Raw genomic sequence first — 21,869 nt, 5'->3', positions numbered from 1 at the left:
AACGTGTTGTTCTCAAACGATTTCAATATAAGGAAGTGCTGACGATCGCAGACCTATTACAAAGGCACCGTTTTAACAGGCGTAATAGCGCCGTAATCATTGACGGTCTGATAAGTGGCAGCGCCCGTTGCGCCATCAGGAAGCGGGACGCTGCTACTACTCATCGGTGAAACCATGGTGTTGGGTAACTTGTGCGCGCCGACAGTCAGGCTAACCAACGAAACATAATAAGGTGATGGATTATCAATCTTGAGTACATTGCCCTGGCGCGATACCTTCAGTTGCTCAAGCGCCTCAACGGGTGTCGAGGGCAAGTTGGCAGGTCGCACAAATAACTTGATCCGCGACAAGATTGCGATCTGCAGCACATTCTTGCCTTGCACGGCGTCACGTTCAACCGCAGGAATGGCCTTGCTATTGAGCCAGAAAACACTTTCGCGGTCTTGGGGCAGTGGCGTGCCTATATACATGATGCGCAGCGTGTTCTCGCTTTTGGGTTTACTCACAAACAGCGGTGGCGTGACGACAAAGGCCGCTGTCTTTTTCTCCGCTGCATCGTCTATCCATGACTGGATCAAAAAGCGGTTGCTCTTATCGCTGTTAGTGACTGCCAGCGATATTTGTTTCGCGTCAGCCTGATAGATCACGCGCGTTGCGCCCAGTGCAATGCCACCAGCCTGTGCCGTCAGCGTATAAAAAACCCCGAATATCACACCTAGACCGGCCACTGCGTTACGAACTAATCGAGGGCGATTCATCAGCACGGAAACCTCTTCAGACAAAGCCAAATACAATTAACCAGCACCTGTAACTGTTGGCGTTACACATGCGCAAGTTGTTGAAATAAAAACAAGGTCGCCATCCATGGCGTTAGTACACTCCTTTATAAAACTCAGTAGCTATTACTCATACTGCATGGTGAAAGTGGCATCTGCGTCCGCTGCACCAGGTGTTACGTCCTTGGCAGTAGATTTGTAACGCGCCGTCAGAGGCAAAATGTTATCGCCATCTTTAAGTGTCTTAGCGGTGGAGAAGGCGCCACTGTTGGGCACAATCACCACGCCCTGACTATCAGCGATTTCAATGCCCACGCCGCTGGCTGCACCGGACGCCCCGCCGCCTATATTGCTGATAGCAAGAACGGTGGGATCAACGGCGTCGGCGACGCCGCTAAAAGCGACAGAAGCCTTGGTGGAAACTGTCGTGTCACAGTCCTGCAACTTGATAGTGAAAGGAACCAAGCCAGTTTTATCACCGGCTGCCTTAAATTTCGCGGAACGATATTGCCCAAGCAGTACCGTCTGGTTAGAGGAGTCGGCGCTGACCGCGCAGGCCGCGTTTACAATTTCACCTTTAAAGTGCACGGTACCACCGTTCACTTGAGTGGGTGCAGCCATGGCACTGACACCGGACATCAGTAACGATGCCGCCAAGAGTGCGTGTGCAGTAGGGTTAATACGCATAATTTTTCAGTTCCTCAATGGAAGTTAGTCCGTAAAGACTCGCCGATGAAAACAAATCCGAACTTGCGGCGCATGGCGGGCAAGCACAGCAAGGCTAACGGACGCATCGAGTAAACGAAGTTCGAAATTTCAGGATATGGTGGCGAAATATCTCTGCGTGACGAACGGTATGTTGACGGGTTCAAGATTTTCTGTTGGCTACAGATGGGACACTTGGGAGATACCCCGACGTGGCCGCAGCGGGAACTAGCGCCCTGCCCTGCCCTGCGCTAAGCGCGATTCCACACCGTTACCGTGTGGCCCACATTGAGCAGGTTCGCCGCCATGCGTCTTCCACGGCACCTGTGTCCGAAAGTGCAACTTCACTTATTGGTTCAGCCTCGCAAGGCGAGGTGTCACGTCTGGATTGTCCCGCACCGCAGCATTGAGCAGAGTTTCGCACATGGGATTTACCCGTTCTGCAGCAGGGAGGGCGAAAAAAACGGGGGTCTGAATTTTTTCGCAATTACGCAGGGAATAGGACTTAGGCTCGCGAGCGGCTTATGAACATCTGACATAGCCCACTTGTTAAATAGGATATTATCCTAGTAAGGTCCTATGCGCTGCTGTGGTGACAAATCACCTCTTCGGTCCAGCTAGGATGGCTATCGGGCACGAAGGACTTTATAGATCTCAGAAATCACCTGCATCGTTGCGTCTTCGATCGTTCCTTCATTACGGCATAAAACCCAGCCGTGATCTGCCATGGCTCGCTCGAACCCGTTGGTACAAGCAACGTGCTCCTCCAGCTTATGGATCACAGTACTGCTCAGCCCACGCCGTCGTGCTGCTGCCCTCGCCCATGAAATATCAGGGGCGGTGACCACCCCGACATGCAGGTCTGGCACTCGCACGTTTCGCTCAAGGTTCAACTGTAGAATCTCTGTAAACGGGATGGTCCGGCGAAACGCGGCATCAGACGGGTACCAGCGATCGATCAGGATGATGCTGCCTGGTGGCTGTTTAGTCAGTACGTGCTGGGAAATCCAGGCGCGGCTATCAGCAAGGCGCTCACACACCCTCAACTCCAGATCCCGGGTGGGATTTCTGACGAGTTCGTTAACAAGGGTCATTGTTTCCCCCCTATAGGGATCGCTTTTTTTCTCGCAAAGCCGGATCACCGTGTTGTTGTCTGCCCTCAGTAGTTTCGTCACGGCCTCCAACAGTGTGGTTTTACCGGTTCCCTTGGGCCCATCTAGAGAAACAAACAGTGGACGATTCATTATTCACATGACGATTGATAAACGGTTTTTTGAGTTGGCCATGTTCGCGCCGCAAGGGTGGGAATGACGGCCGCGATACGGGCCCACGGTGATGGCAGCAACGCGTATGATTCTGTCACGCTTTCTAGATGTGGCACTGCATAGGTCGACAATGGCAAAAATCAGCGTTAGCAACAAGGCGACCACGCCCAGCCGAAAAAATCTCACGGCTGCCGATCGTCAGCAGCAAATTGTCGAGCGGGCAATTACCCTCTTCGCTCAGAAAGGCTTTGCGCTGACCACCCGGGAGCTGGCCAAAGGGTTACAAGTGACCCAACCCCTGCTCTACCGCTACTTTCCCAGCAAGCAATTATTGATCGAGCAGGTCTACCAGCAGGTGTTCATGAATCGCTGGGACCCGGAACTGGAGCAGCAGCTCAAGGACCGTACGCGTCCTTTAAGGGAGCGGCTGATTGATTACTTTATCGGCTACACCCGCACGATACTGAGTAATGAATGGGTCCGGATCTTTCTGTATGCCGGCCTGCAGGACCCGGAGTTGAACCAGCGCTATCTCAAGCAATTGCATGAGACGGTGTTCCTGACAATCATTGAAGAGTTGCGCCATCAGAGGCAACAGACCACCGCGCTGGATGGGCCGGCGCTGAGCCTTGAGATCGAAGTGCTGTGGGGCTTTCACAGCAGCTTCTTTTACCTGGGGGTGCGCAAGTGGGTGTATCAGATGCCCGTTGCGCAGAACCTCACCGAGCTGATTACCCTGCGGGTCAATGCCTTCCTTGATGGTGCCCTGCATTGCGACCCACAGTGAGTACACGCCACTAAACGTCTATTTCCGCAAACAGATAGACCAGACAAAAGCCATCCATGGGTATGACCGGGTTGGTCCAGATCATGCGCGAATGCCGGGCTTGCTCAGCGAAGACTTCGACCAGCACATCGGATGCGCCATCCAGGGCCTTGGGGTGCTGGTGAAAGTCCTCAGCCACATTGAGTACACCTTCAAGCCGATAAACCTGGCGGATACGGCTCAATTCGCCCACCGCATCCTTGAGCTGGGCAATCGCATTCAGCGCCGCCAGGCGGCATGCCGCATACCCTTGCTCCAGGTTCAGGTCACGGCCCAGGCGCCCGCGGTAAAGCAGGCAACCATCGACCCAAGGGAATTGCCCGGAGGTCATCAAGGTGTTGCCAACAATGCTCCAGGGCACGTAGTTTCCCAGGGCCGGAGCAGGAACGGGCAAGGTGATACCGGCGGCCTGGAGCCGCAATTCAGGGGTCATCATGATGTGTTCCTGTTTTTTATAGGTTCAACCTGGCGGTATTCCCCACCATCAGCGACCTTGCGCCGCCGGCCCAATGGCTAGATTCGCCATGGCCTGGCCGACAATCCGGGCCCCCGGCACATAGTCAAAAATCATCTCGATGGTGATGCCGTTGGGGTCTTCGAGAAACAACTGGTGCTCGCCAATCTGCGGGATAACCCGCTCGCGAAAGGCAATGCCCAGCGATTGCAGGCGGATCTGGACAGACTCCAGCCCTTCGCAACGCAACGACACATGATCGAGCGCACCTGAACCGTAGCCCCCCTTCTTCTCGCCGAGGTAAGCCTGTAGGTCCTTGTCGGCGCCCACGACACTGGCGATGTGCAAGAGCGGACGCCCACCGGCATACATCCAGCAACCGGGGAAGCGAAAATCCGGGCGCGGGCCGGGTGCCAGGCCAACGACGCGCTCAAAAAACTCGGCGGTCTTGGCCCATTGTTCGGTGCGAATGGTGAAATGGTCGAGCGCGAGTACACCCATGATTTCTCCTGGCATTTTTCAAGCGATGGGATTGCCGTTACGGGACGGCGCAGCTGCATATTTTATCATCCGATAATTTATTTCAAGCAATAATTTATCGACCGATAACTTGCCCGCAGCGTTTACTATCACACCCTTCAATCCACCCAGGGTTCCCCATGGCCAACCACGACCTCAGCTTCACTCCCGACCTCGATCCAGACTCGATTTCTTCAGACGTCATCGGCTTCAATGGCATTCTGGTTTCCACGCAAATCCCGGTGCGGGCCGACGGCAACCTGGAACTGGGCGATATCACCGTGCAAAGCGAATGCACGCTGCAAGCCCTCAAGGTCGCGCTTGAACGTGCAGGCAGCTCCATGGACCGGGTCATGCACCTGACGATCTACCTCACCGACATGGCCGATCGCGCCGCGTTCAACGAGGTCTACAAACGGTTCTTCGCTAAACCCTGGCCAGTACGCGCGGCCGTAGGCGTGGCGTCGTTGGCGGTCGAAGGCATGCGAGTTGAAGTCACAGCGATGGCAGCCAAAGGCTGAGCCCAGCGCGTTATCGGGCATCCAGCGGGTGCCGGTCAGGCGAATCACGGCTACAATGCGCACCTCAACCGTGACAAGCCTGACTAAAAAACTATGTCCTTGCCCAAGCACCATCTGGAATTGCTCAGCCCTGCCCGCGATGTCGCCATCGCGCGCGAGGCTATCCTGCACGGCGCCGACGCCGTGTATATCGGCGGCCCAAGCTTCGGTGCGCGCCACAACGCCTGCAACGACGTGAGCGAGATCGCCCAATTGGTGGAGTTCGCCCGTCGTTACCACGCCAGGGTGTTCACCACCATCAACACCATCCTGCACGATGACGAACTGGAGCCGGCGCGCAAGCTAATCCACCAGCTATACGATGCCGGCGTCGATGCGCTGATCGTCCAGGACCTGGGGGTGATGGAGCTGGATATCCCGCCCATCGAGCTGCATGCCAGTACCCAGACTGACATCCGCACCCTGGCCCGGGCCAGGTTTCTCGATCAGGCCGGGTTCTCCCAACTGGTACTGGCCCGCGAGCTGAACCTGCAGGAAATCCGTGCGATTGCCGATGAGACCGATGCCGCCATCGAGTTCTTCATCCATGGCGCGTTATGCGTGGCGTTTTCCGGCCAGTGCAATATTTCCCATGCACAGAACGGCCGTAGCGCCAACCGTGGCGACTGCTCACAGGCCTGCCGCCTGCCCTACACCCTCAAGGATGACCAGGGCCGGGTCGTGGCCTTTGAAAAGCACCTGCTGTCGATGAAAGACAACAACCAGAGCGCCAACCTGCGCGCCCTGGTAGATGCTGGCGTGCGCTCGTTCAAGATCGAGGGCCGCTACAAGGACATGGGTTATGTGAAAAACATCACTGCCTATTACCGCCAGCGCCTGGACGAGATACTCGAAGACCGCCCGGACCTCGCTCGCGCTTCCAGCGGCCGTACCGCGCATTTTTTCCTGCCGGATCCGGAAAAGACCTTCCACCGTGGCAGCACCGACTACTTTGTCAGTGATCGCAAGATCGATATCGGCGCCTTCGACACCCCGACCTTTACCGGCCTGCCGGTAGGCGTGGTGGAAAAGGCCGGCAAGCGCGACTTGCAGGTGATCACCCATGAGCCGCTGTCCAACGGTGATGGTCTCAACGTGCTGATCAAGCGTGAAGTCGTGGGTTTCCGGGCTAATATCGCCGAGCCCAAGGGTGAATTCGAGGAAGACGGTGAGAAACGCTACCGCTACCGCGTCGAGCCCAATGAAATGCCGGCGGGCCTGCACCAACTGCGTCCGAACCACCCGCTCAACCGCAACCTGGACCATAACTGGCAGCAAGCATTGCTCAAGACGTCGGCCGAGCGCCGGATTGGCGTGTCCTGGCAGGCCAGTCTGCGTGAAGATCAACTGCAACTGACCGCCACCAGCGAAGAAGGCGTGAGTGCCAGCACCACCCTGCCCGGCCCGTTCGGCGTGGCCAACAAGCCGGAGCAGGCGCTGGACACCCTGCGTGATCTGCTTGGCCAACTGGGCACCACCCAGTATCACGCCACGGCGATTGAGCTGGACGCACCGCAGGCGTACTTCATTCCAAACTCGCAACTCAAGGCCTTGCGCCGCGACGTGATCGAGGCGCTGACGGTGGCCCGTGTCGAGGCCCATCCTCGCGGCGGGCGCAAAGCCGAAACCACACCGCCGCCGGTGTATCCGGACTCGCACCTGTCGTTCCTGGCCAACGTCTATAACCAGAAGGCACGCGACTTCTATCATCGTCATGGAGTGAAGTTGATCGACGCGGCCTACGAGGCCCATGAAGAAATCGGTGAAGTGCCGGTGATGATCACCAAGCACTGCCTGCGCTTCTCCTTCAACTTGTGCCCCAAGCAGGCCAAGGGCGTGACCGGCGTGCGGACCAAGGTCGCGCCAATGCAACTGATCCACGGTGATGAAGTGCTGACGTTGAAGTTCGACTGCAAGCCTTGTGAAATGCATGTGGTGGGTAAGATCAAGGGGCATATCCTTGACTTGCCGTTACCGGGCAGTGGCGTGCAGCAGGTCGTGGGGCATATCAGCCCTGCCGATCTACTCAAGACCATTCCTCGCGGCGCCCACTAGTTATCTTTCTTGATGGGCGATAGGGCGATCCCGCGCAGCAGGGTTTGTTTGACCTGCTGTACAGGATTGCTTGTTCAGCCAAAAGCGTTGTGGCATTAACGCAAGCGTTTGTTCCAAAACCGTTGGACTCTGCTGTGCTTCATGCGCCACCACCAGCCACGCTGCAACCCCGCCGCCGCCAGCAGAATCGCCGCCACGCCCAGCCACTGCACCCAGCCCAGGCGATGCCCGTAGGCAATCCAGTCAACCAGAATCGCGGCAATGGGATAGATGAACGACAGCGCCCCGGTCATCGCCGTCGGCAGCTTTTGGATCGCGCCGTAAAGCAACACGTACATCAAGCCGGTATGCACCACACCCAACGTCAACAGCGCGGCCCAAGCCTCAACGGGGGCCGATAGACTCTGCCACGAGACCAGCGGCGCCAGCAGCACCGCGCCGGTACTCACTTGAATCAGGGCCATCAGGTGCGGTGGCACGGCCTTCAAGCGCTTGATGATCAGCGCCGCGATGGCATACAAAAACGCCGCCCCCAATGCCAGCGCCACACCCACCAGGTAATCCCCACCACTGCCGGGTTGTTCGCCATGCGCGGTGACAATGGCCAGCATTCCTACAAACGCCAGGCTGAGCCACGTCAGCTTTTGCAGGGTGATTTTTTCGCCGAGAAACACTGCGGCGAGCATCACCAGCATAAACGGTTGAACGTTATAGACCGCCGTACTGATGGCGATGGAGGCCTTGTCATAGGAAGCAAACAACAACAGCCAGTTCCCGACGATGGCCACACCGCTGAGCATGGCCCAGCCGAGTGTCGAGTAACTCAACAGTTCAACGCGCAGATAGCCCAGCAGCCAGCACACCAGCAGCAGGGTCAAGGCACCCATCACACAGCGCCAGAACACCACCTCGATCACCGGCACGCCAGAGACCAATACAAACCAGCCGATCGTGCCGGAGATCAGCATCGCGCCGACCATTTCCCACGAACCGCGACGCATCAGTTTGTCCATGAACAAGCTCCTCGGATGAGGCTTGATTATGGCAATCTGCGTTAATCCGCCTCCAGCCCTTCAAAAAGGCAAAAGCGCGTGATCACCTATTCTTATTAGGCAAGTTGGCCAATTTTCTTTTGGAGACCGCGATGATTGACCTGATCGACCAACAACTGATTGCAGCCTTGATGGACGATTCACGCTGCTCGCTAAAGACCCTGGCAGGCATTACCGGCCTGTCCTCGCCCAGCGTTGGCGAGCGCCTGCGACGCCTGGAAGAGCGCGGCGTCCTCAAGGGCTACACCGTGGATATCGACCCGAAACATTTTGGCTACCTGCTGCAAGCCATCGTGCGTATCCGCCCCCTGCCCGGCCAATTGCAGGAGGTGGAGCGGCAGATCCAGGCAATCGCGCAATTTACCGAATGCGACAAGGTGACCGGCGACGACTGCTTTATCGCACGCCTGCACGTGCGCACCATGGATCAGTTGGATACCTTGCTTGACCGTCTCAACGCCTATGCCGAAACCAACACCGCCATCGTCAAGAAAACCCCGGTCAAGCGCCGGCTGCCGCCGTTGTCAGATGGATGATGGGGGATTTGCACTACGATGCCTGCGTCAGCTGTGCCATCATGTTGCAATTACGCTTAAGGCTCTTCACGGATGATCGATTTGTCCAGTCAATTCAATTTGTTCATCACCGCGACGCCTACAAAAGACGTCATTGACTTCCATCTCCAGAACGAGCACGGGGGCCAAGTGGCGTACCACCAGGCGGATCTGCGCCAGTTGGGAGCAAGCCTCAAGCGAAGCATGTTCGACCTGCGTGACTACCTTGATCAGTACGTTCCGGCAAGCGAGCAATCCTTAGCAATTGCTGACATTGGCGTGGCGATTTCCCAGCATTTGCTGGGTTCGCAGATTCTCGAAAAGCTCCAGCAAGGGCATCATCAACGGACACTGTGCGTGCACTTACCGCCTGTGGCCGAAGAACAGGACAGCCTGGCTGCCGCCATGGCCCGCGTCGCTTGGGAAGTTGCCCGGCCTGATACTCAATCGCTGTCATTGGGTGAGCGTAACTTGCTGGTGCGTGTCACCCACAAAACTACTGCACATGTCCCCTTTTTGCCGGTCGTATTGGAAACCGACGAAGCCCTGCGCGTGCTGTTTATTTTCGCCGAGTCCCGTGGTTCGCACCCGTTGGGCGCGCGGATGGAAAGACGCGAATTACTGCGGATGTTCGAACACGATATTTATCCCAATCGCCGCGTCGTCGCGCACTTCCTGACCCATGGTGTCACCCGCCAGCGGTTGATCGACCAAATCCAAGAACACAGTGGCTACCACATTGTTCATTGGAGTGGGCACGGCACGCAGAACCAGTTGGAACTTGCCAGCCCTGGCGGCGCGAAGGACAGCATCAGTGGCGATGAGCTGGTGCGGCTGTTCAACGATGCCGGTGGATTCCTGCCCAAGCTCGTGTTTCTAGGCGCGTGTCAGTCCGGGGACAGCCTGCAGCCACGTGGCTGGCGTGACTTTTTTAGCATCGCCCAAGGCAATGATCGGCCAATCAACACCAGCACTGGTCGTTCACCAGGCGCCGCGGGCATCGCATATGCGCTGCTCAATGGCGGCATACCTTCGGTAGTGGCCATGCGATTTGCGGTGAACGACGACTACGCCCGTGAACTGGCAGTCAGGTTCTATCGCGGTCTGCTTGCAGATGTGCGTCCAAAAGACGCGGCAGCGGCGCTCAACCAGGCGCGAAAAGAACTGGCCAACCGCACCAACACGTTCGGTTTTGCCATGGGCGATCACGCCACAGCCGTGCTGTATGGCGTCGAACAACCTGGCCTTACTCTGATCGCAGGCCTGAGTCCCGGTACCCGTGCTCAAAGTAACCGTCTGCACCAGATTGCCGAGTTGAGCAGTATCAGCCATGAACACTTTGTAGGTAGGACATGGGAACTGGCTGACCTGGGCGCCGACTTCATCGGGGCGCGCCACGGGCCCGAAATCACCCCCGTGGCGATTATCACCGGCTTGGGCGGCATGGGCAAAAGCGCTCTGGTGGCCGAAGCACTTGAGTTGTGGGCCGATCGTTTCAAATGGGTCCTGCTCTACCAGGCCAAGCCCTCGGCGCTGTTGTTTGAGGCCACGCTGCTGGACATCCACTGCAAGCTGGACGCAGAGCTGGGCATCTACAACGACCATGTGGCAAGAAATCCTGCAGACAAGATCTATCGCGAGGCAACTCCCACATTCACCGGGAGCGAACGGGTTCAACGGCTGATCCGCAATTTGATCAGGGCCCTGCAGCACGAGCCTATCCTACTGGTTCTGGATAACTTCGAGACCAATCTCAAGCCTGCGTCCGAGCCTGTCGCCGGACAGCCCTTCTGGTCCTGCCAAGACCCAAGCTGGGATGACTGCCTCGCGGCGCTTTGCACCGGACTTGAGGGCTCACGCTCACGGGTATTGGTCACCTCGCGCCTGCCGCTGCGGGCATTGGCAGGCAGCGCGGCGTCCTCGGTGTTGCTGGGGCCATTGCCGCCTCGCGAGGCAGCACTGTACCTGCGCGCCCACCCAGTGCTGAGCCAAATGGCAAATAGCAGCGATGAGACCGTCAGCTCATTGGCCATGCGATTGCTGAATGCCAGCCGGTTCCACCCGCTGTTGATGGATCGCCTGACGCGCCTGGCTGCAGATCCGACACTCCATGACCAGTTGCTGGCAGCCTTGGATACCCTAGAGAGCACTGGCAATTTTGCGAGCCTGCCGGACCTCTTCGCCACGACCTGCGACAACCAGCAGGAGCGCAGTTACCTTGATAACGCGCTGACCGTATCGCTGGACCAGTTTATTCAGCACCTGAGCCCTGATCGGCGTCAGTTGCTATGGGTCGCCTCCCTGGCGAACGAAGTCGTCACCCTGGATTTGTTGAGGGCCGTCAGTACTGAGTTGAAGCTGCCTACAGGATCAACCCCGGGGGACATAGACCCGCTGCTGCGCACTCTGGTCAGCGTAGGCCTGATCTACCAGAATCCTCATCTGAGCTGCCATGAACTGGTTCGCGAGCGTATTCAAGCGTGGATGGAGCAGTCTGTCGAAGATCGCGGCGGGCTGGACGCAAACGCGATCCGGCTTGCTTACGCGCACCTGCTCAAAAGTTATTTCTTGGGCATGCGCCATAAAAATATGAGCTCGGCGCTTAAAGCTGGCAGCCAGGCATTTATCTACTGCGTACAAGCCCAGGCATGGGAGCAGATGGAGTATTTCGTCAGCAGCCTAGTGACCAGTGCCCTTGACCCCAAAATGGTTGAGGCGTTGATTCCACATCTGCAATCGGCTGCTGAATCAGTACCAGAAGATCACCAGCGCTGGTTTTTCCTGAGCTGCCTGGCCGATGCCCTGAGAAAGGCCGGGCGCCTGGATGCCAGCTCGCAGACCTATCATCAGGTGGCAACCCTTGCCCGAGCAGCCACTGAAAGGCTCGACACCGATACTCAGGAGGCCTGGGGCAGGCTCGCGGTTGTGTGTTTCAACTGGGCAATCGTGTACTCCTTGCAGGGTAACTCCATCGCAGCCCGACAGTGCTATGTCGAAGGTAATGAAGCCGAAAAACGCAGCGGCCGTCCCCCCATCCACCTGATAGCCAACGAATTGCAGATGTTGCGCCTGGACGCCGGCATGGGTGACATCGAGCGAGCGGAACCCCAGGTGACAGAACGGGTTGAGCGTCTGACGACGTGGTGGGAGCGCCATTGTGCAGGGCTGCCGGTGCCTGAGGCACCCAACCCCGAGATGCTTGCGCGGGGGATCATCGGTGCACTACATATCTCCCTTCGTATCGACGCTGACAAAAGGGATTGGCCTTCAGCCCTGATCAAGGTTGATAAGGTGCTGGCTATCGAACAATCACTGTCCCGGTCACTGGAAGACATCGCGGAAACCCGGTTTGACAGAGCCAACATTCTGATACAGATGCCTGACCATCTGAATGAGGCACGGGCTGAACTGGAGCGCTGCAATCAGATCTTCCAGAATGTGCCTGCCATGCGAGCCAGGACGCTGACAGCCCTCGCCGGCCTGGCTGAAAAGCAAGGCGAAAGTGACCAGTCAATCGCCTTGGAAAAACGAGCGCTGGTTCTACACGAACAAGGTCCCAGCCCACACATCCGTGCGCGCTCCCATGGCAACCTGGCGACTTATCTTTCTCAGCGGGGCACCCCGGCGGACCTAGAGGCGCAGGCGCTTCATCGCACTGCCAGCCTCATTTACTGCGTTGAAACAGGGCCAGGGCAGGACTTTGTCGATGCCATACGCAATTATCTCTATGATTTCCGGAGTGCCAAGGCCGCTGACAGGGACACCCCGCTACCCACTGTCGCTGAACTGCTGAATACCCCTGGTTTTTCAGCGCTGAGCCAGTGGCTGGCTACACGCCAGGTCAACCTGGATAAGCTTCAAGCCAAATTAGACGCCCTCATTGAGAAGTATCATTCAGTGATGTTGAGCCAACTCAACCCTTCCGAGCCCGCCCCTGATGCCTGAGACCTCCCGTGCGCTGCCCCTGGTCGATCTGCTCACAGAACTCGAAACCGCTGTGCAGTCCTGCAACCGCCCACGTGCGTTAGACCTTTTTCGTCAAATCGAACAACGCCTGTTGCAGGAAACTACCGATTGCGCCGATATCGAGCGTCAGGTGCGCGCCTTGCTCAGTGAGTTGGAACACCCCATCCAGGCCAACAGGCCACTTTCCCTCAAAGATTTGCAACAGCAGCGCAGCGCCGCAGACCTGGTCTACCCCGTCTGGTTCGGCACCAATCGTCAGCCACTGGGCGATGGTTTCAGTGGCCAGCGTCACCCAACGGTGACTTACGGCAGAGCACTGGTGCATGTCCCAGAGGCCCACCGCTTCGGCGAGACCGGCTCCAGCCTCTGGCAGCGTATGCGCCGCTTTGATTTGCGCGACGACCGTTTGCGCCTGCAATGCGCAGACCCTCGGGATCAAGACACGTTCTTTAGCGAACTGCGCGATGAAATGGAGGCTGCACGGGAAAGCGGCGAGACGCCCCATGCCCTGGTGTTTTTACATGGCTATAACACCAGCTTCGAGCAAGCCGCGATCCGCGCCGCGCAATTGGGGGTTGACCTCAATGTCAGCGGTGCGACGGCCTTTTTCAGCTGGCCCTCCCGGGGTTCAGCCCTGGCCTATACCATCGACGAAGCCAGCATCGAAGCCAGCGAGGCAGCGATCACCGAGTTCCTGGTGAAGTTTTCCCGCGAGTGCGGCGCCGACAAGGTTCATATCATCGCCCACAGCATGGGCAATCGCGGCCTGCTACGAGCGTTGCAGCGAATTGCCGGCAATGCACAGACCAGTGCGGCCGTGCAGTTCGGGCAGATCTTCCTGGCCGCCCCCGATGTTGATCGCGACCTGTTCCTTGATTTGTCCGCCCTGTACAGCGCCCATGCCGAACGGGTCACCTTGTATGCCTCGGATGCCGACAAGGCCGTGCATATGTCAGCCAAGTTCCACGACTCACCGCGCGCCGGCTACTACAGTCCGTACACAATCACGGCAAATATCGACACCGTGGCCGTCCCGGATTTTGATGTGGACATGCTCGGCCATGGTTATTTCGCCCAGGCCGATGCCTTGCTCAGTGATATCCATAGCCTGATCCGCAATGACGCCGCGCCTGCTGAACGGCAACGCTTCATCCCCGCGCAATTCAACGGGCAGACGTTCTGGAGGTTCAGGCCCTGAAACCGCAATCACCCTCCGCGGTTATCCACCTGGATCCGGCACCATCCCACCGCCTGCACCGTTCTGGAGCAAGTACCACGCGTATCACGCACTGAACGTGCGCAGGCTGCTCCAGTAACGGGCTGATACACCGTGTAATCCCTACAAACACGGTTTCGGCACAGCCATTGCTTTACTCCTCAAACACCCTGCCTGCCCAGGTGAACACAGGAGCAAATGTTACCCCCCGACTCAGAGCCGACTCCAAAAGAAAGTAAGGACCCAGTCCGTTGGCGCCAAAAGTCACGGGCTCATAACAATGCGTTTTCTAAAGCGGCAGTGCCTGCAACCTTTCACCCGGCACTGACAAGGTAATTGGAATGGCTCGATCTTTCTTTGATGAAATGAATGACGCAAATGGCGTCTGCCGTGCGCACTACCAGGATTTTTCCCGCTGGCTGGCCAATACGCCACCGGAACTGCTGGCCCAGCGCCGCCGTGAGGCCGACCTGCTGTTCCACCGTGCCGGGATCACCTTCACCCTGTACGGTGACGAGCAAGACACCGAGCGCCTGATCCCCTTCGATATCATCCCGCGCAGTATCCCCGCCAGTGAGTGGAGCGTCATCGAGCGCGGCTGTATCCAGCGCGTCACTGCGCTGAACATGTTCCTCGCCGACATCTACCACGACCAGCGCATTATCAAGGCCGGGATCATTCCGGCCGATCAGGTTCTCGGCAATGAAGGCTATCAGAAGGCCATGATCGGGCTGAACCTGCACCGCGATATCTATTCCCACATCTCCGGTGTCGACCTGGTGCGCGACGGCGATGGTACCTACTACGTGCTCGAAGACAATCTGCGCACGCCCAGCGGCGTCAGCTACATGCTCGAAGACCGCAAGATGATGATGCGCCTGTTCCCGGAAGTGTTTGCCAAGCAGCGCATCGCGCCGGTGGATCACTACCCCAACCTGCTGCTCAAGACCCTGAAAAGCGCCAGCCGCCTGGACAACCCCAATGTGGTGGTGCTGACCCCAGGGCGCTTTAACAGCGCGTTCTTCGAGCACGCGTTCCTGGCCCGGGAAATGGGGGTGGAGCTAGTGGAAGGTGCCGACCTGTTCGAGCACGACCTCAAGGTGTTCATGCGTACCACTGACGGCCCGAAAGCCGTGGATGTGATCTACCGGCGTATCGACGACGCCTTCCTCGACCCGCTGGCCTTCAACCCCGAATCCATGCTCGGCGTTCCTGGCCTGGTGGCCGCCTACTGCGCCGGCAACGTGGTGCTGGCCAATGCCATCGGTACTGGCGTGGCCGACGACAAATCCATCTACCCCTATGTGCCGCAGATGATCCGCTTCTACCTGGATGAAGAACCGGTGTTGCAAAACGTGCCGACGTTCCAGTGCCGCAAACCCGAGGAACTGTCCCACGTACTGGCGCACTTGCCTGAGCTGGTGGTCAAGGAAACCCAGGGCTCCGGCGGCTACGGCATGCTGGTGGGGCCGGCCGCCTCGGCGGCTGAGATCGAGGACTTCCGTCAACGCATCAAGGCCCGGCCCCATGCCTATATCGCCCAGCCGACGCTAAGCCTGTCCACCTGCCCGACTTTTGTCGAGAACGGCATCGCGCCACGGCATATCGACCTGCGGCCCTTTGTGCTGTCGGGCAAGGAAACCCGCCTGGTGCCGGGAGGGCTGACCCGTGTGGCGCTGCGCGAAGGCTCATTGATCGTCAACTCGTCGCAAGGCGGCGGAACCAAGGACACCTGGGTGGTGGAGGGCTGAGTATGCTGAGTAGAACCGCCGCAGATCTGTATTGGATGTCACGTTACCTGGAGCGCGCGGAAAACCTGGCGCGCATGCTGGAAGTCAGCTATTCGCTGTCACTGATGCCCCAGGCGGGGCGCAGTGATGGCCTGGACGAACTGGCGATGTCGCTGCTCAGCAGTGGCACCCTGGACAGCTACCTGGAGCGCCATCAACAACTGGACGCCGAGCGCATGCTGCACTTCTTCGCCCTCGACGAGGAAAACCCGGCCAGTATCTACAACTGCCTGCGCGCTGCCCGGGGTAATGCCCATGCCGTGCGTGGGCGGATCACCGCCGACATGTGGGAAAACCTCAACGCTACCTGGCTGGAAATGCGCAGCATCGCCGCTGGCGGCCTGGCGCGTCATGGCATCAGCCACTTCTGTGATTGGGTCAAGCAGCGTTCACACCTGTTCCGTGGGGCCACGTCCGGCACCATCATGCGCAACGATGCCTATCGCTTCATCCGCCTGGGTACCTTTGTCGAACGTGCCGACAACACCCTGCGCCTGTTGGATGCGCGTTACGAAATGTTTGGCGAAGAGTCCGAAGAAGTCAGCGACCTCTCGGCCCGCGGCTACTACCAGTGGAGCGCCCTGCTCCGTGCCTTGTCGTCATTCGAGGCCTACACCGAGCTGTACCCCAATGCGCTGAACGCACGTTCGGTGTCGGAGTTGCTGCTGCTACGCAGCGACGTGCCGCGCTCGTTGCATGCGTGTATCGAGGAGTTGAGTCATATCCTCGCCGACCTGCCGGGCAGCTACGGCCGTACCGCCCAGCGTCTGGCTGCCGAGTTCGAGGCGCGGCTGCGTTATACCGGCATCGACGAAATCCTGGAGGAAGGCCTGCACAGCCGGCTGACCGAGTTTATCGATACCGTGCGCGAACTGGCGCGGGCGATCCACAGCTCGTACCTGGAAGTGGTGTAAATACCGCACTTTCCCTGTAGGAGCGAGCTTGCTCGCGAAAAACGCAAGGTCGCCGCGTTTCTTCAGGCTTCCCGCGTTATCGTTGAACGCCTTCGCTGGCAAGCCAGCTCCTACAGAGGGGATGTGTATTCAGCGCATTTTTGTAGGAGCGAGCTTGCTCGCGAAGAACGCAAGGTCGCCGCGTTTCTTCAGGCTTCCCGCGTTGATGGTCCGCCCCATGAGCGGGCTCCAGGCCCTTGGTGAGGAAATGGGCCGGCGCCTGGCACCGTTCCTGGCCAAGGCCAAAGGCTAACGCTGCAGGAATGCCAGCAGCAGCGTGTTGACCTGCGCGCCCTGCTCCACCTGGATCCAGTGCCCGCAGTTGGCCAGGACATGCTGTTCCAACTGCGGCACCACCTCGGGCATGCGCTTGAGGGTGTGAGCCTCAAACACCCCCACTGGATCGCGGTCGCCGATCAGGAACAGCGTCGGTTGCAGCACCTGCCGGCCCGCCAGGAACTCAGTGCGCTGCCAGTTGCGCTCGAAGTTGCGGTACCAGTTCAACGGCCCGCGAAAGCCATTGGCGAAGGTTTGCACATAGATCTCCAGGTCGTGCTGGCTGCACCAGGCCGGCAAGGCACCCGGCAGCGCGACGCCACCCAGCAAACTGGCCGTGGGCGGCTTTTGCTGGAGGAATACATCCTGATCCTGCATGAACAGGCGCAAGGTGCGCTCGATATCCGCTTCCAACTCCTGCTCCGCCACGCCGGGCTGCTGGAAGTACATGATGTAGTTGAACCGCTCGGCATACAGCTCACGCATGATCTCGATCACCGGCCTGCGGGAGCGACCGGCGAACGGCACCGACAAGGTGACCAAGGCGCTGATACGCGCAGGTTCCAGCAAGGCCAGGTGCCAGGCAACCACCGCGCCCCAGTCATGGCCGACCATCGCCACCCGCTGATGACCGAACAGGTCCATGGCCCCCTGGATGTCCGCACACAGGGTCAACAGGTCATAGTCGGCAATCTCGGCAGGCGCGCTGCTGCGCCCATAGCCACGCATTTCAGGCACAAACACGCGATACCCGGCAGCGGCCAGCACGGGTATCTGCTGGCGCCAGGAGTGCCAGCACTCGGGAAAGCCATGGAGCAACCACACGGGTGGGCCGCTTTCGGGGCCTGCGATGTGCAGGCTCAATTGAATGCCGTTGACCTGGATCGTCTGTTGTTCGATAGCACTCATCACGCAGCTCCATGAGGGGATTGTTGCAGACTGCCCCACCGGCGCGGCTCGTACCAGCATCATTGATGGGGCAAATACCTCAGGTCACCGCCCACCAGCGCGGCAGCAGCGGCCGCACCTTGGGCTCGGCAAAGCGGTCATCGATCAGCATCACCACACCCTGGTCCTGCTGGGTACGAATCACGCGTCCGGCCGCCTGCACCACCTTCTGGATCCCGGGATACAGGTAGGTGTAGTCATAACCGGCACCGAACATCGCACCCATGCGCTGCTTCATCTGCTCGTTGACCGGATTGAGTTGCGCCAGGCCCAGGGTAGCGATAAAGGCGCCAATCAAGCGTGTACCGGGTAGGTCGATACCCTCGCCGAACGCCCCGCCCAGCACCGCAAACCCGACGCCCTGGCTGTGTTGGGTGAACTGGTCGAGGAAGGCCTGGCGCTCGGCCTCGGCCATCCCCCGTGATTGATGCCAGGTGGGGATCGAGGGGTGAAGTTGGGCCAGCAATTGCGCGACTTGCTGCTGGTAATCGAAGCTGCTGAAAAATGCCAGGTAGTTGCCGGGGGTACGCTCAAACTGCTGAGCGATCAACGCGACAATAGGCTCCAGGGATGCCTGGCGATGCACGAAGCGCGTGGAGATGCGGTCGATGATGCGCACCTGCAACTGCGCGGCCTCGAAGGGTGATTCCACGTCAACCCACGCCGTATCTGCCGGTAGCCCCAGCAGGTCGGCATAGTAATGCCGGGGGCTCAGGGTCGCAGAAAACAGCACGCTGCTGCGGGCCGCCGTCAAGCGCGGGCGGATGAATTCGGCCGGCACCACATTGCGCAGGCTCAAGCGCGAGAAGCGGCGCTTGGCCAGCGGGTCGCGCTGGCTGATATCAAAAATAAACTGTTCGTTGAACAGCTCCGCCACCTTGGCGAACTGCAATGCGTCGAAGTAGAAACTTTGCAGTTCGCCATTGAGCGCGTGCGGGTGGTCGTTGAAATACTCACCCATGGCGCTGGTACACAGGGCCAGGGCGTGCAGCAGCTTGTCCGGTTTGTGGGTATAGGCCTGATACACCGCGACCTGCTCCTTGTGCAGCGCATTCCATTCACGGTTGAGCCGCTGCAAGGGCTTTTTCAACGGTTCGGGGGCCGTATCGCGCAGGGTCTTCAGGGCGAACTGATCAAGATCGGCGCTGTACATTGCGCGGCCCCGTTCCACCAGGTTATGGGCTTCGTCCACCAGCACCGCGACCCGCCATTGATTGAGCTGGGCCAGGCCAAACAGCAGCGCGCCAAAATCGAAGTAATAGTTGTAGTCGGCAACCACCATGTCGCACCAGCGCGCCATTTCCTGGCTCAGGTAATAAGGGCAGACATCGTGGGCCAATGCCACTTCCCGCAGGTTGCGCTGGTCCAGCAGGCGGACCTTGGACGCCGCTTCGCGCGCGGCTGGCAAACGATCGTAAAAGCCTTTGGCCAGCGGGCAGGAGTCGCCGTGGCAGGCTTTGTCCAGGTGTTCGCAGGCCTTGTCCCGAGCCACCAGTTCCAGCACACGCAATGGCAGGTCGGCGCTTGCGTGCAGTACCTGCACCGCGTCCAGGGCCAGTTTGCGGCCGGGGGTCTTGGCCGTCAGGAAGAACAGCTTGTCCAACTGCTGCGGCGCCAGGGCCTTGAGCATCGGGAATACCGTGCCAATGGTCTTGCCGATCCCCGTGGGCGCCTGCGCCATCAGGCATCGCCCGGTACTGACCGCCTTGTACACCGACTCGGCGAGGGTGCGCTGGCCGAGGCGAAAGCCTGCGTGGGGAAAGGCCAACGCCTTGGCCGCAGCATCGCGGGCCTGGCGCTGGCGGGCCTGCTGCTCGGCCCAGTCGAGAAACAACACGCATTGCTGATTGAAGAATTGTTCCAGCTCATCCACCGGGTAAACCTGGCTGATCACTGTTTCACGCTCACTGACGATATCGAAGTACACCAGCGCCAGTTCTATCTCGGGCAACCCCAGCTTGCTGCACATCAGCCAGCCGTACACCTTGGCCTGGGCCCAGTGCAGTTGCCGGTGGTTGGCCGGCTGAGCATCCAGGTCGCCACGGTAGGTCTTGACCTCTTCCAGCACATGGCGATCCGGGTCAAAGCCGTCGGCACGACCACGCACGGTCAGTTGCTGGTAGAGCCCTTCCAGCGCGACTTCGCTCTGATAGTGCGCGCTACGGCGTGACGCCACGGTGCGATGGCCGAGCATGCCTTCCTGGGCACTGGGCGACGGCGTGAACCGCAGATCGAGGTCCCCGACCTTGGCGGTGAACTCGCACAAGGCCCGTACGGCGACCGTGTAGCTCAAGCGCCCTGCTCCGCCCAACGCACATAACACACAGTGACTGGCATCTGGTGCTCGCCACAGAACTCCAGCCAGCGCAGTTGGTTGTCTTGCAGGCGGTCGCCCGGGCCTTTGACTTCGATCATGCGGTAGGTTTTCTGCGCCGGCCAGAACTGGATCAGGTCCGGCATCCCGGCGCGATTGGCGCGGATATCCAGCAACAGGCGCTCGAACCAGTGCCGCAGGTGGTCGGCGGGCAGGCAATCGAGGGCCTGGTCGAGCAGTTCTTCGCTCAACACATTCCAGAATACAAAGGGCGACTGGATCCCCCACTTTTCGGCGTAGCGCTGGCGGATCGTGGTTTTGTAGCGCTGGTCGTGCAGTTGGTCCAGGCAGGCGGCAAACAGCTCGGCACGCCGCTGGTGGAAGTCCTCACTGTGTAAATCCACCGGCCCGCGCTGGAACGGGTGAAAGAACGAGCCGGGCAACGGCGCAAAGATCGCCGGCCAGCACAATAGGCCGAACAGCGAGTTGATCAGGGTGTTCTCGACGTAGTGCACCGGCCCCTCCTCATCCCCCAAGTGCGCCTGCACGCAAAACTCCACGCCAGCCACCGGTTCCGGGAATGGCAGTTCCAGGTCCAGGCGCTGGATCACCTGGGGTTTGGGCCTGGGCTGCGCCGGCTCGCCCAGTTTACGCCGCAACCGCGGCAGCACACGTAACAGGTGCTGCTGCTCGGCCGCGCTGTGGGGGGCGGCGTGCGCCTGCAGTGCCAGGGCCAGCGCCTGGGCAAAATCCTCCTGGCGCTCCAGCACCCGGATCAGCCGTGCGCGAGCGCCGGGATAGGCACAATCGCGGTAGATCGTTTGCGCCAGGGCCAGTTCGGCGAGGCGTTCGCAATGCTGGCCGACCTGGAACAACAGCTTGGCCCGGCGTTTTTCCAGCCAAGGGTTATCGGTGTTCAGTGTGGCAATCTGGGCCAGTACCTCTTCCAGTGGTGCGCCTGCCTCGAAGGCTTGCTGGCACTGGTGCAGGAACAGCAGGCCAGACACATCGTCACGATGGCGCAACCCACGGGACTCGGCGCAGAACTCGACCTTCTCGTAGGTGTAGATCCCCAGGTCCGCCAGTACAAACTCCGACCAGTCCTGGTACAGATTGCCGAAGAACATCAGGCGCAGGCGGTCACACAGGTCCATCACCGTGAGGCTGTAAAGCCGGTCGTCCAGCGCCGGGCACCATTGGTCGAAGGTGCGTTGCTCTGTGAATTGGCTGGATAACGGCGCCAACCAGTCGGTTTTCTTGCCTTTGGGTTGCTCGATCCAGGGCTTGAACGCCTGCAGGATCTCTGCTTTCTGTAACTGGCCCCACAGCTCGTCAATCGATAACAGCCCCTGCTCACTGACCCAGCCTTGCGCCAACAGCGGCTGCACCGCCGCCTCGGCCGCGCCGATTTCCCCATAGTTGAGCTTGCTGGCGCGAAAGTGCACGCCCTTGCGCATCACCATCCGCACCAGCAACGCCTGGGAAGGCTGCGGCAACTGGGCAAACTGCGTCATGAAGCGCTGCTCTTCGGCGTCCAGCAGATCGGCATAGCGCTGCTCCAGCCAGTCGAGCACTTGCTGAAAGTTATGCAGGTAGTAGAACGGCTCTTCGAGGGGATTGGACATGACAGGCACTTGGGC

Annotated in this window: 17 protein-coding genes and 1 pseudogene; 9 read left to right on the top strand and 9 right to left on the bottom strand. The window is 59.3% G+C overall.

Annotation, left to right across the window (positions count from 1 at the left end):
• Positions 1-56: 56 nt before the first annotated feature.
• The 3 genes from FJD34_RS01540 to FJD34_RS01530 all read right to left on the bottom strand — a co-directional run bounded on the left by FJD34_RS01540 (position 57) and on the right by FJD34_RS01530 (position 2,725).
• A complete protein-coding gene (locus FJD34_RS01540) occupies positions 57-758 on the bottom strand; it encodes a fimbria/pilus periplasmic chaperone (RefSeq protein WP_090293146.1) in 702 nt (233 codons plus the stop codon).
• Between the two features lie 144 nt (positions 759-902).
• On the bottom strand, positions 903-1,463 hold the full coding sequence (gene fimA, locus FJD34_RS01535; protein ID WP_090291147.1) for a type 1 fimbrial major subunit FimA: 561 nt from the start codon (positions 1,461-1,463) through the stop codon (positions 903-905).
• A gap of 644 nt (positions 1,464-2,107) precedes the next feature.
• A complete protein-coding gene (locus FJD34_RS01530) occupies positions 2,108-2,725 on the bottom strand; it encodes a dTMP kinase (protein ID WP_090291148.1) in 618 nt (205 codons plus the stop codon).
• Between the two features lie 91 nt (positions 2,726-2,816).
• Here FJD34_RS01530 and FJD34_RS01525 point away from each other — a divergent pair, with 91 nt between their 5' ends.
• Entirely contained in the window at positions 2,817-3,533 is a 717-nt protein-coding gene (locus tag FJD34_RS01525; protein WP_308425943.1) for a TetR/AcrR family transcriptional regulator, read from the top strand.
• Positions 3,534-3,543: 10 nt separating this feature from the next.
• On the opposite strand, the gene FJD34_RS01520 is transcribed toward FJD34_RS01525, so the two are convergent.
• Positions 3,544-4,008 (bottom strand): Atu1372/SO_1960 family protein, encoded by a 465-nt coding sequence (locus FJD34_RS01520; RefSeq protein ID WP_162276348.1) that lies wholly within the window; start codon positions 4,006-4,008, stop codon positions 3,544-3,546.
• Between the two features lie 48 nt (positions 4,009-4,056).
• The gene (locus FJD34_RS01515) at positions 4,057-4,527 is read right to left on the bottom strand and encodes a VOC family protein (RefSeq protein WP_090291150.1); all 471 of its coding nucleotides are present in this window, start codon (positions 4,525-4,527) and stop codon (positions 4,057-4,059) included.
• Between the two features lie 158 nt (positions 4,528-4,685).
• On the opposite strand from FJD34_RS01515, the gene FJD34_RS01510 reads away from it, so the two are divergent.
• Together FJD34_RS01510 and FJD34_RS01505 are read left to right on the top strand one after the other, a co-directional pair.
• Complete coding sequence (locus FJD34_RS01510; RefSeq protein WP_090291151.1) at positions 4,686-5,066, top strand: RidA family protein; 381 nt, start codon at positions 4,686-4,688, stop codon at positions 5,064-5,066.
• 93 nt (positions 5,067-5,159) lie between these two features.
• The gene (locus tag FJD34_RS01505) at positions 5,160-7,160 is read left to right on the top strand and encodes a peptidase U32 family protein (protein WP_090291152.1); all 2,001 of its coding nucleotides are present in this window, start codon (positions 5,160-5,162) and stop codon (positions 7,158-7,160) included.
• Between the two features lie 95 nt (positions 7,161-7,255).
• On the opposite strand, the gene FJD34_RS01500 is transcribed toward FJD34_RS01505, so the two are convergent.
• On the bottom strand, positions 7,256-8,173 hold the full coding sequence (locus FJD34_RS01500) for a DMT family transporter (RefSeq protein ID WP_090291153.1): 918 nt from the start codon (positions 8,171-8,173) through the stop codon (positions 7,256-7,258).
• Positions 8,174-8,304: 131 nt separating this feature from the next.
• On the opposite strand from FJD34_RS01500, the gene FJD34_RS01495 reads away from it, so the two are divergent.
• The 6 genes and pseudogenes from FJD34_RS01495 to FJD34_RS01465 form a co-directional block, all read left to right on the top strand.
• Positions 8,305-8,748, top strand: coding sequence for an Lrp/AsnC family transcriptional regulator (locus tag FJD34_RS01495; RefSeq protein ID WP_032860318.1), 444 nt, complete (start codon positions 8,305-8,307; stop codon positions 8,746-8,748).
• Positions 8,749-8,820: 72 nt separating this feature from the next.
• Positions 8,821-12,711, top strand: a complete 3,891-nt coding sequence (locus FJD34_RS01490) for a CHAT domain-containing protein (protein ID WP_090291154.1) — start codon at positions 8,821-8,823, stop codon at positions 12,709-12,711.
• Positions 12,704-13,930, top strand: coding sequence for an alpha/beta hydrolase (locus tag FJD34_RS01485; protein WP_090291155.1), 1,227 nt, complete (start codon positions 12,704-12,706; stop codon positions 13,928-13,930). Before FJD34_RS01490 ends, FJD34_RS01485 begins: the two co-directional genes overlap by 8 nt.
• Before the next feature lie 359 nt (positions 13,931-14,289).
• The gene (locus FJD34_RS01480; protein ID WP_090291156.1) at positions 14,290-15,699 is read left to right on the top strand and encodes a circularly permuted type 2 ATP-grasp protein; all 1,410 of its coding nucleotides are present in this window, start codon (positions 14,290-14,292) and stop codon (positions 15,697-15,699) included.
• A gap of 2 nt (positions 15,700-15,701) precedes the next feature.
• Positions 15,702-16,652: an alpha-E domain-containing protein gene (locus FJD34_RS01475; protein WP_029299950.1), complete on the top strand. Its 951-nt coding sequence runs from the start codon at positions 15,702-15,704 to the stop codon at positions 16,650-16,652.
• 202 nt (positions 16,653-16,854) lie between these two features.
• A pseudogene (locus FJD34_RS01465) lies at positions 16,855-16,944 on the top strand (nuclear transport factor 2 family protein); the annotation flags it as partial.
• Here the strand turns inward: FJD34_RS01465 and FJD34_RS01460 are convergent.
• From FJD34_RS01460 to FJD34_RS01450, 3 genes are all read right to left on the bottom strand, one after another.
• The gene (locus FJD34_RS01460; protein ID WP_090291157.1) at positions 16,941-17,876 is read right to left on the bottom strand and encodes an alpha/beta fold hydrolase; all 936 of its coding nucleotides are present in this window, start codon (positions 17,874-17,876) and stop codon (positions 16,941-16,943) included. The pseudogene FJD34_RS01465 and the gene FJD34_RS01460 overlap by 4 nt on opposite strands.
• Positions 17,877-17,955: 79 nt before the next feature.
• On the bottom strand, positions 17,956-20,208 hold the full coding sequence (locus tag FJD34_RS01455; RefSeq protein ID WP_090291158.1) for an ATP-dependent DNA helicase: 2,253 nt from the start codon (positions 20,206-20,208) through the stop codon (positions 17,956-17,958).
• A complete protein-coding gene (locus FJD34_RS01450; RefSeq protein WP_090291159.1) occupies positions 20,205-21,854 on the bottom strand; it encodes a VRR-NUC domain-containing protein in 1,650 nt (549 codons plus the stop codon). The genes FJD34_RS01455 and FJD34_RS01450 overlap by 4 nt, the downstream gene beginning before the upstream one ends.
• Positions 21,855-21,869 lie beyond the last annotated feature (15 nt).

The sequence above is a fragment of the Pseudomonas brenneri genome (genome assembly GCF_007858285.1).
Lineage (GTDB): Bacteria > Pseudomonadota > Gammaproteobacteria > Pseudomonadales > Pseudomonadaceae > Aquipseudomonas > Aquipseudomonas brenneri.
Note: the sequence above shows the minus strand (reverse complement) of the source record. Positions and strands in the feature narration are given on the sequence as shown.

Bases quoted from the DNA above. Each gene is read 5' to 3' on its own strand.
- FJD34_RS01540 (WP_090293146.1), bottom strand. From the start codon at position 758: ATGAATCGCCCTCGATTAGTTCGTAACGCAGTGGCCGGTCTAGGTGTG.
- fimA (WP_090291147.1), bottom strand. From the start codon at position 1,463: ATGCGTATTAACCCTACTGCACACGCACTCTTGGCGGCATCGTTACTG.
- FJD34_RS01530 (WP_090291148.1), bottom strand. From the start codon at position 2,725: ATGAATCGTCCACTGTTTGTTTCTCTAGATGGGCCCAAGGGAACCGGT.
- FJD34_RS01525 (WP_308425943.1), top strand. From the start codon at position 2,817: ATGGCAGCAACGCGTATGATTCTGTCACGCTTTCTAGATGTGGCACTG.
- FJD34_RS01520 (WP_162276348.1), bottom strand. From the start codon at position 4,008: ATGATGACCCCTGAATTGCGGCTCCAGGCCGCCGGTATCACCTTGCCC.
- FJD34_RS01515 (WP_090291150.1), bottom strand. From the start codon at position 4,527: ATGGGTGTACTCGCGCTCGACCATTTCACCATTCGCACCGAACAATGG.
- FJD34_RS01510 (WP_090291151.1), top strand. From the start codon at position 4,686: ATGGCCAACCACGACCTCAGCTTCACTCCCGACCTCGATCCAGACTCG.
- FJD34_RS01505 (WP_090291152.1), top strand. From the start codon at position 5,160: ATGTCCTTGCCCAAGCACCATCTGGAATTGCTCAGCCCTGCCCGCGAT.
- FJD34_RS01500 (WP_090291153.1), bottom strand. From the start codon at position 8,173: ATGGACAAACTGATGCGTCGCGGTTCGTGGGAAATGGTCGGCGCGATG.
- FJD34_RS01495 (WP_032860318.1), top strand. From the start codon at position 8,305: ATGATTGACCTGATCGACCAACAACTGATTGCAGCCTTGATGGACGAT.
- FJD34_RS01490 (WP_090291154.1), top strand. From the start codon at position 8,821: ATGATCGATTTGTCCAGTCAATTCAATTTGTTCATCACCGCGACGCCT.
- FJD34_RS01485 (WP_090291155.1), top strand. From the start codon at position 12,704: ATGCCTGAGACCTCCCGTGCGCTGCCCCTGGTCGATCTGCTCACAGAA.
- FJD34_RS01480 (WP_090291156.1), top strand. From the start codon at position 14,290: ATGGCTCGATCTTTCTTTGATGAAATGAATGACGCAAATGGCGTCTGC.
- FJD34_RS01475 (WP_029299950.1), top strand. From the start codon at position 15,702: ATGCTGAGTAGAACCGCCGCAGATCTGTATTGGATGTCACGTTACCTG.
- FJD34_RS01460 (WP_090291157.1), bottom strand. From the start codon at position 17,876: ATGAGTGCTATCGAACAACAGACGATCCAGGTCAACGGCATTCAATTG.
- FJD34_RS01450 (WP_090291159.1), bottom strand. From the start codon at position 21,854: ATGTCCAATCCCCTCGAAGAGCCGTTCTACTACCTGCATAACTTTCAG.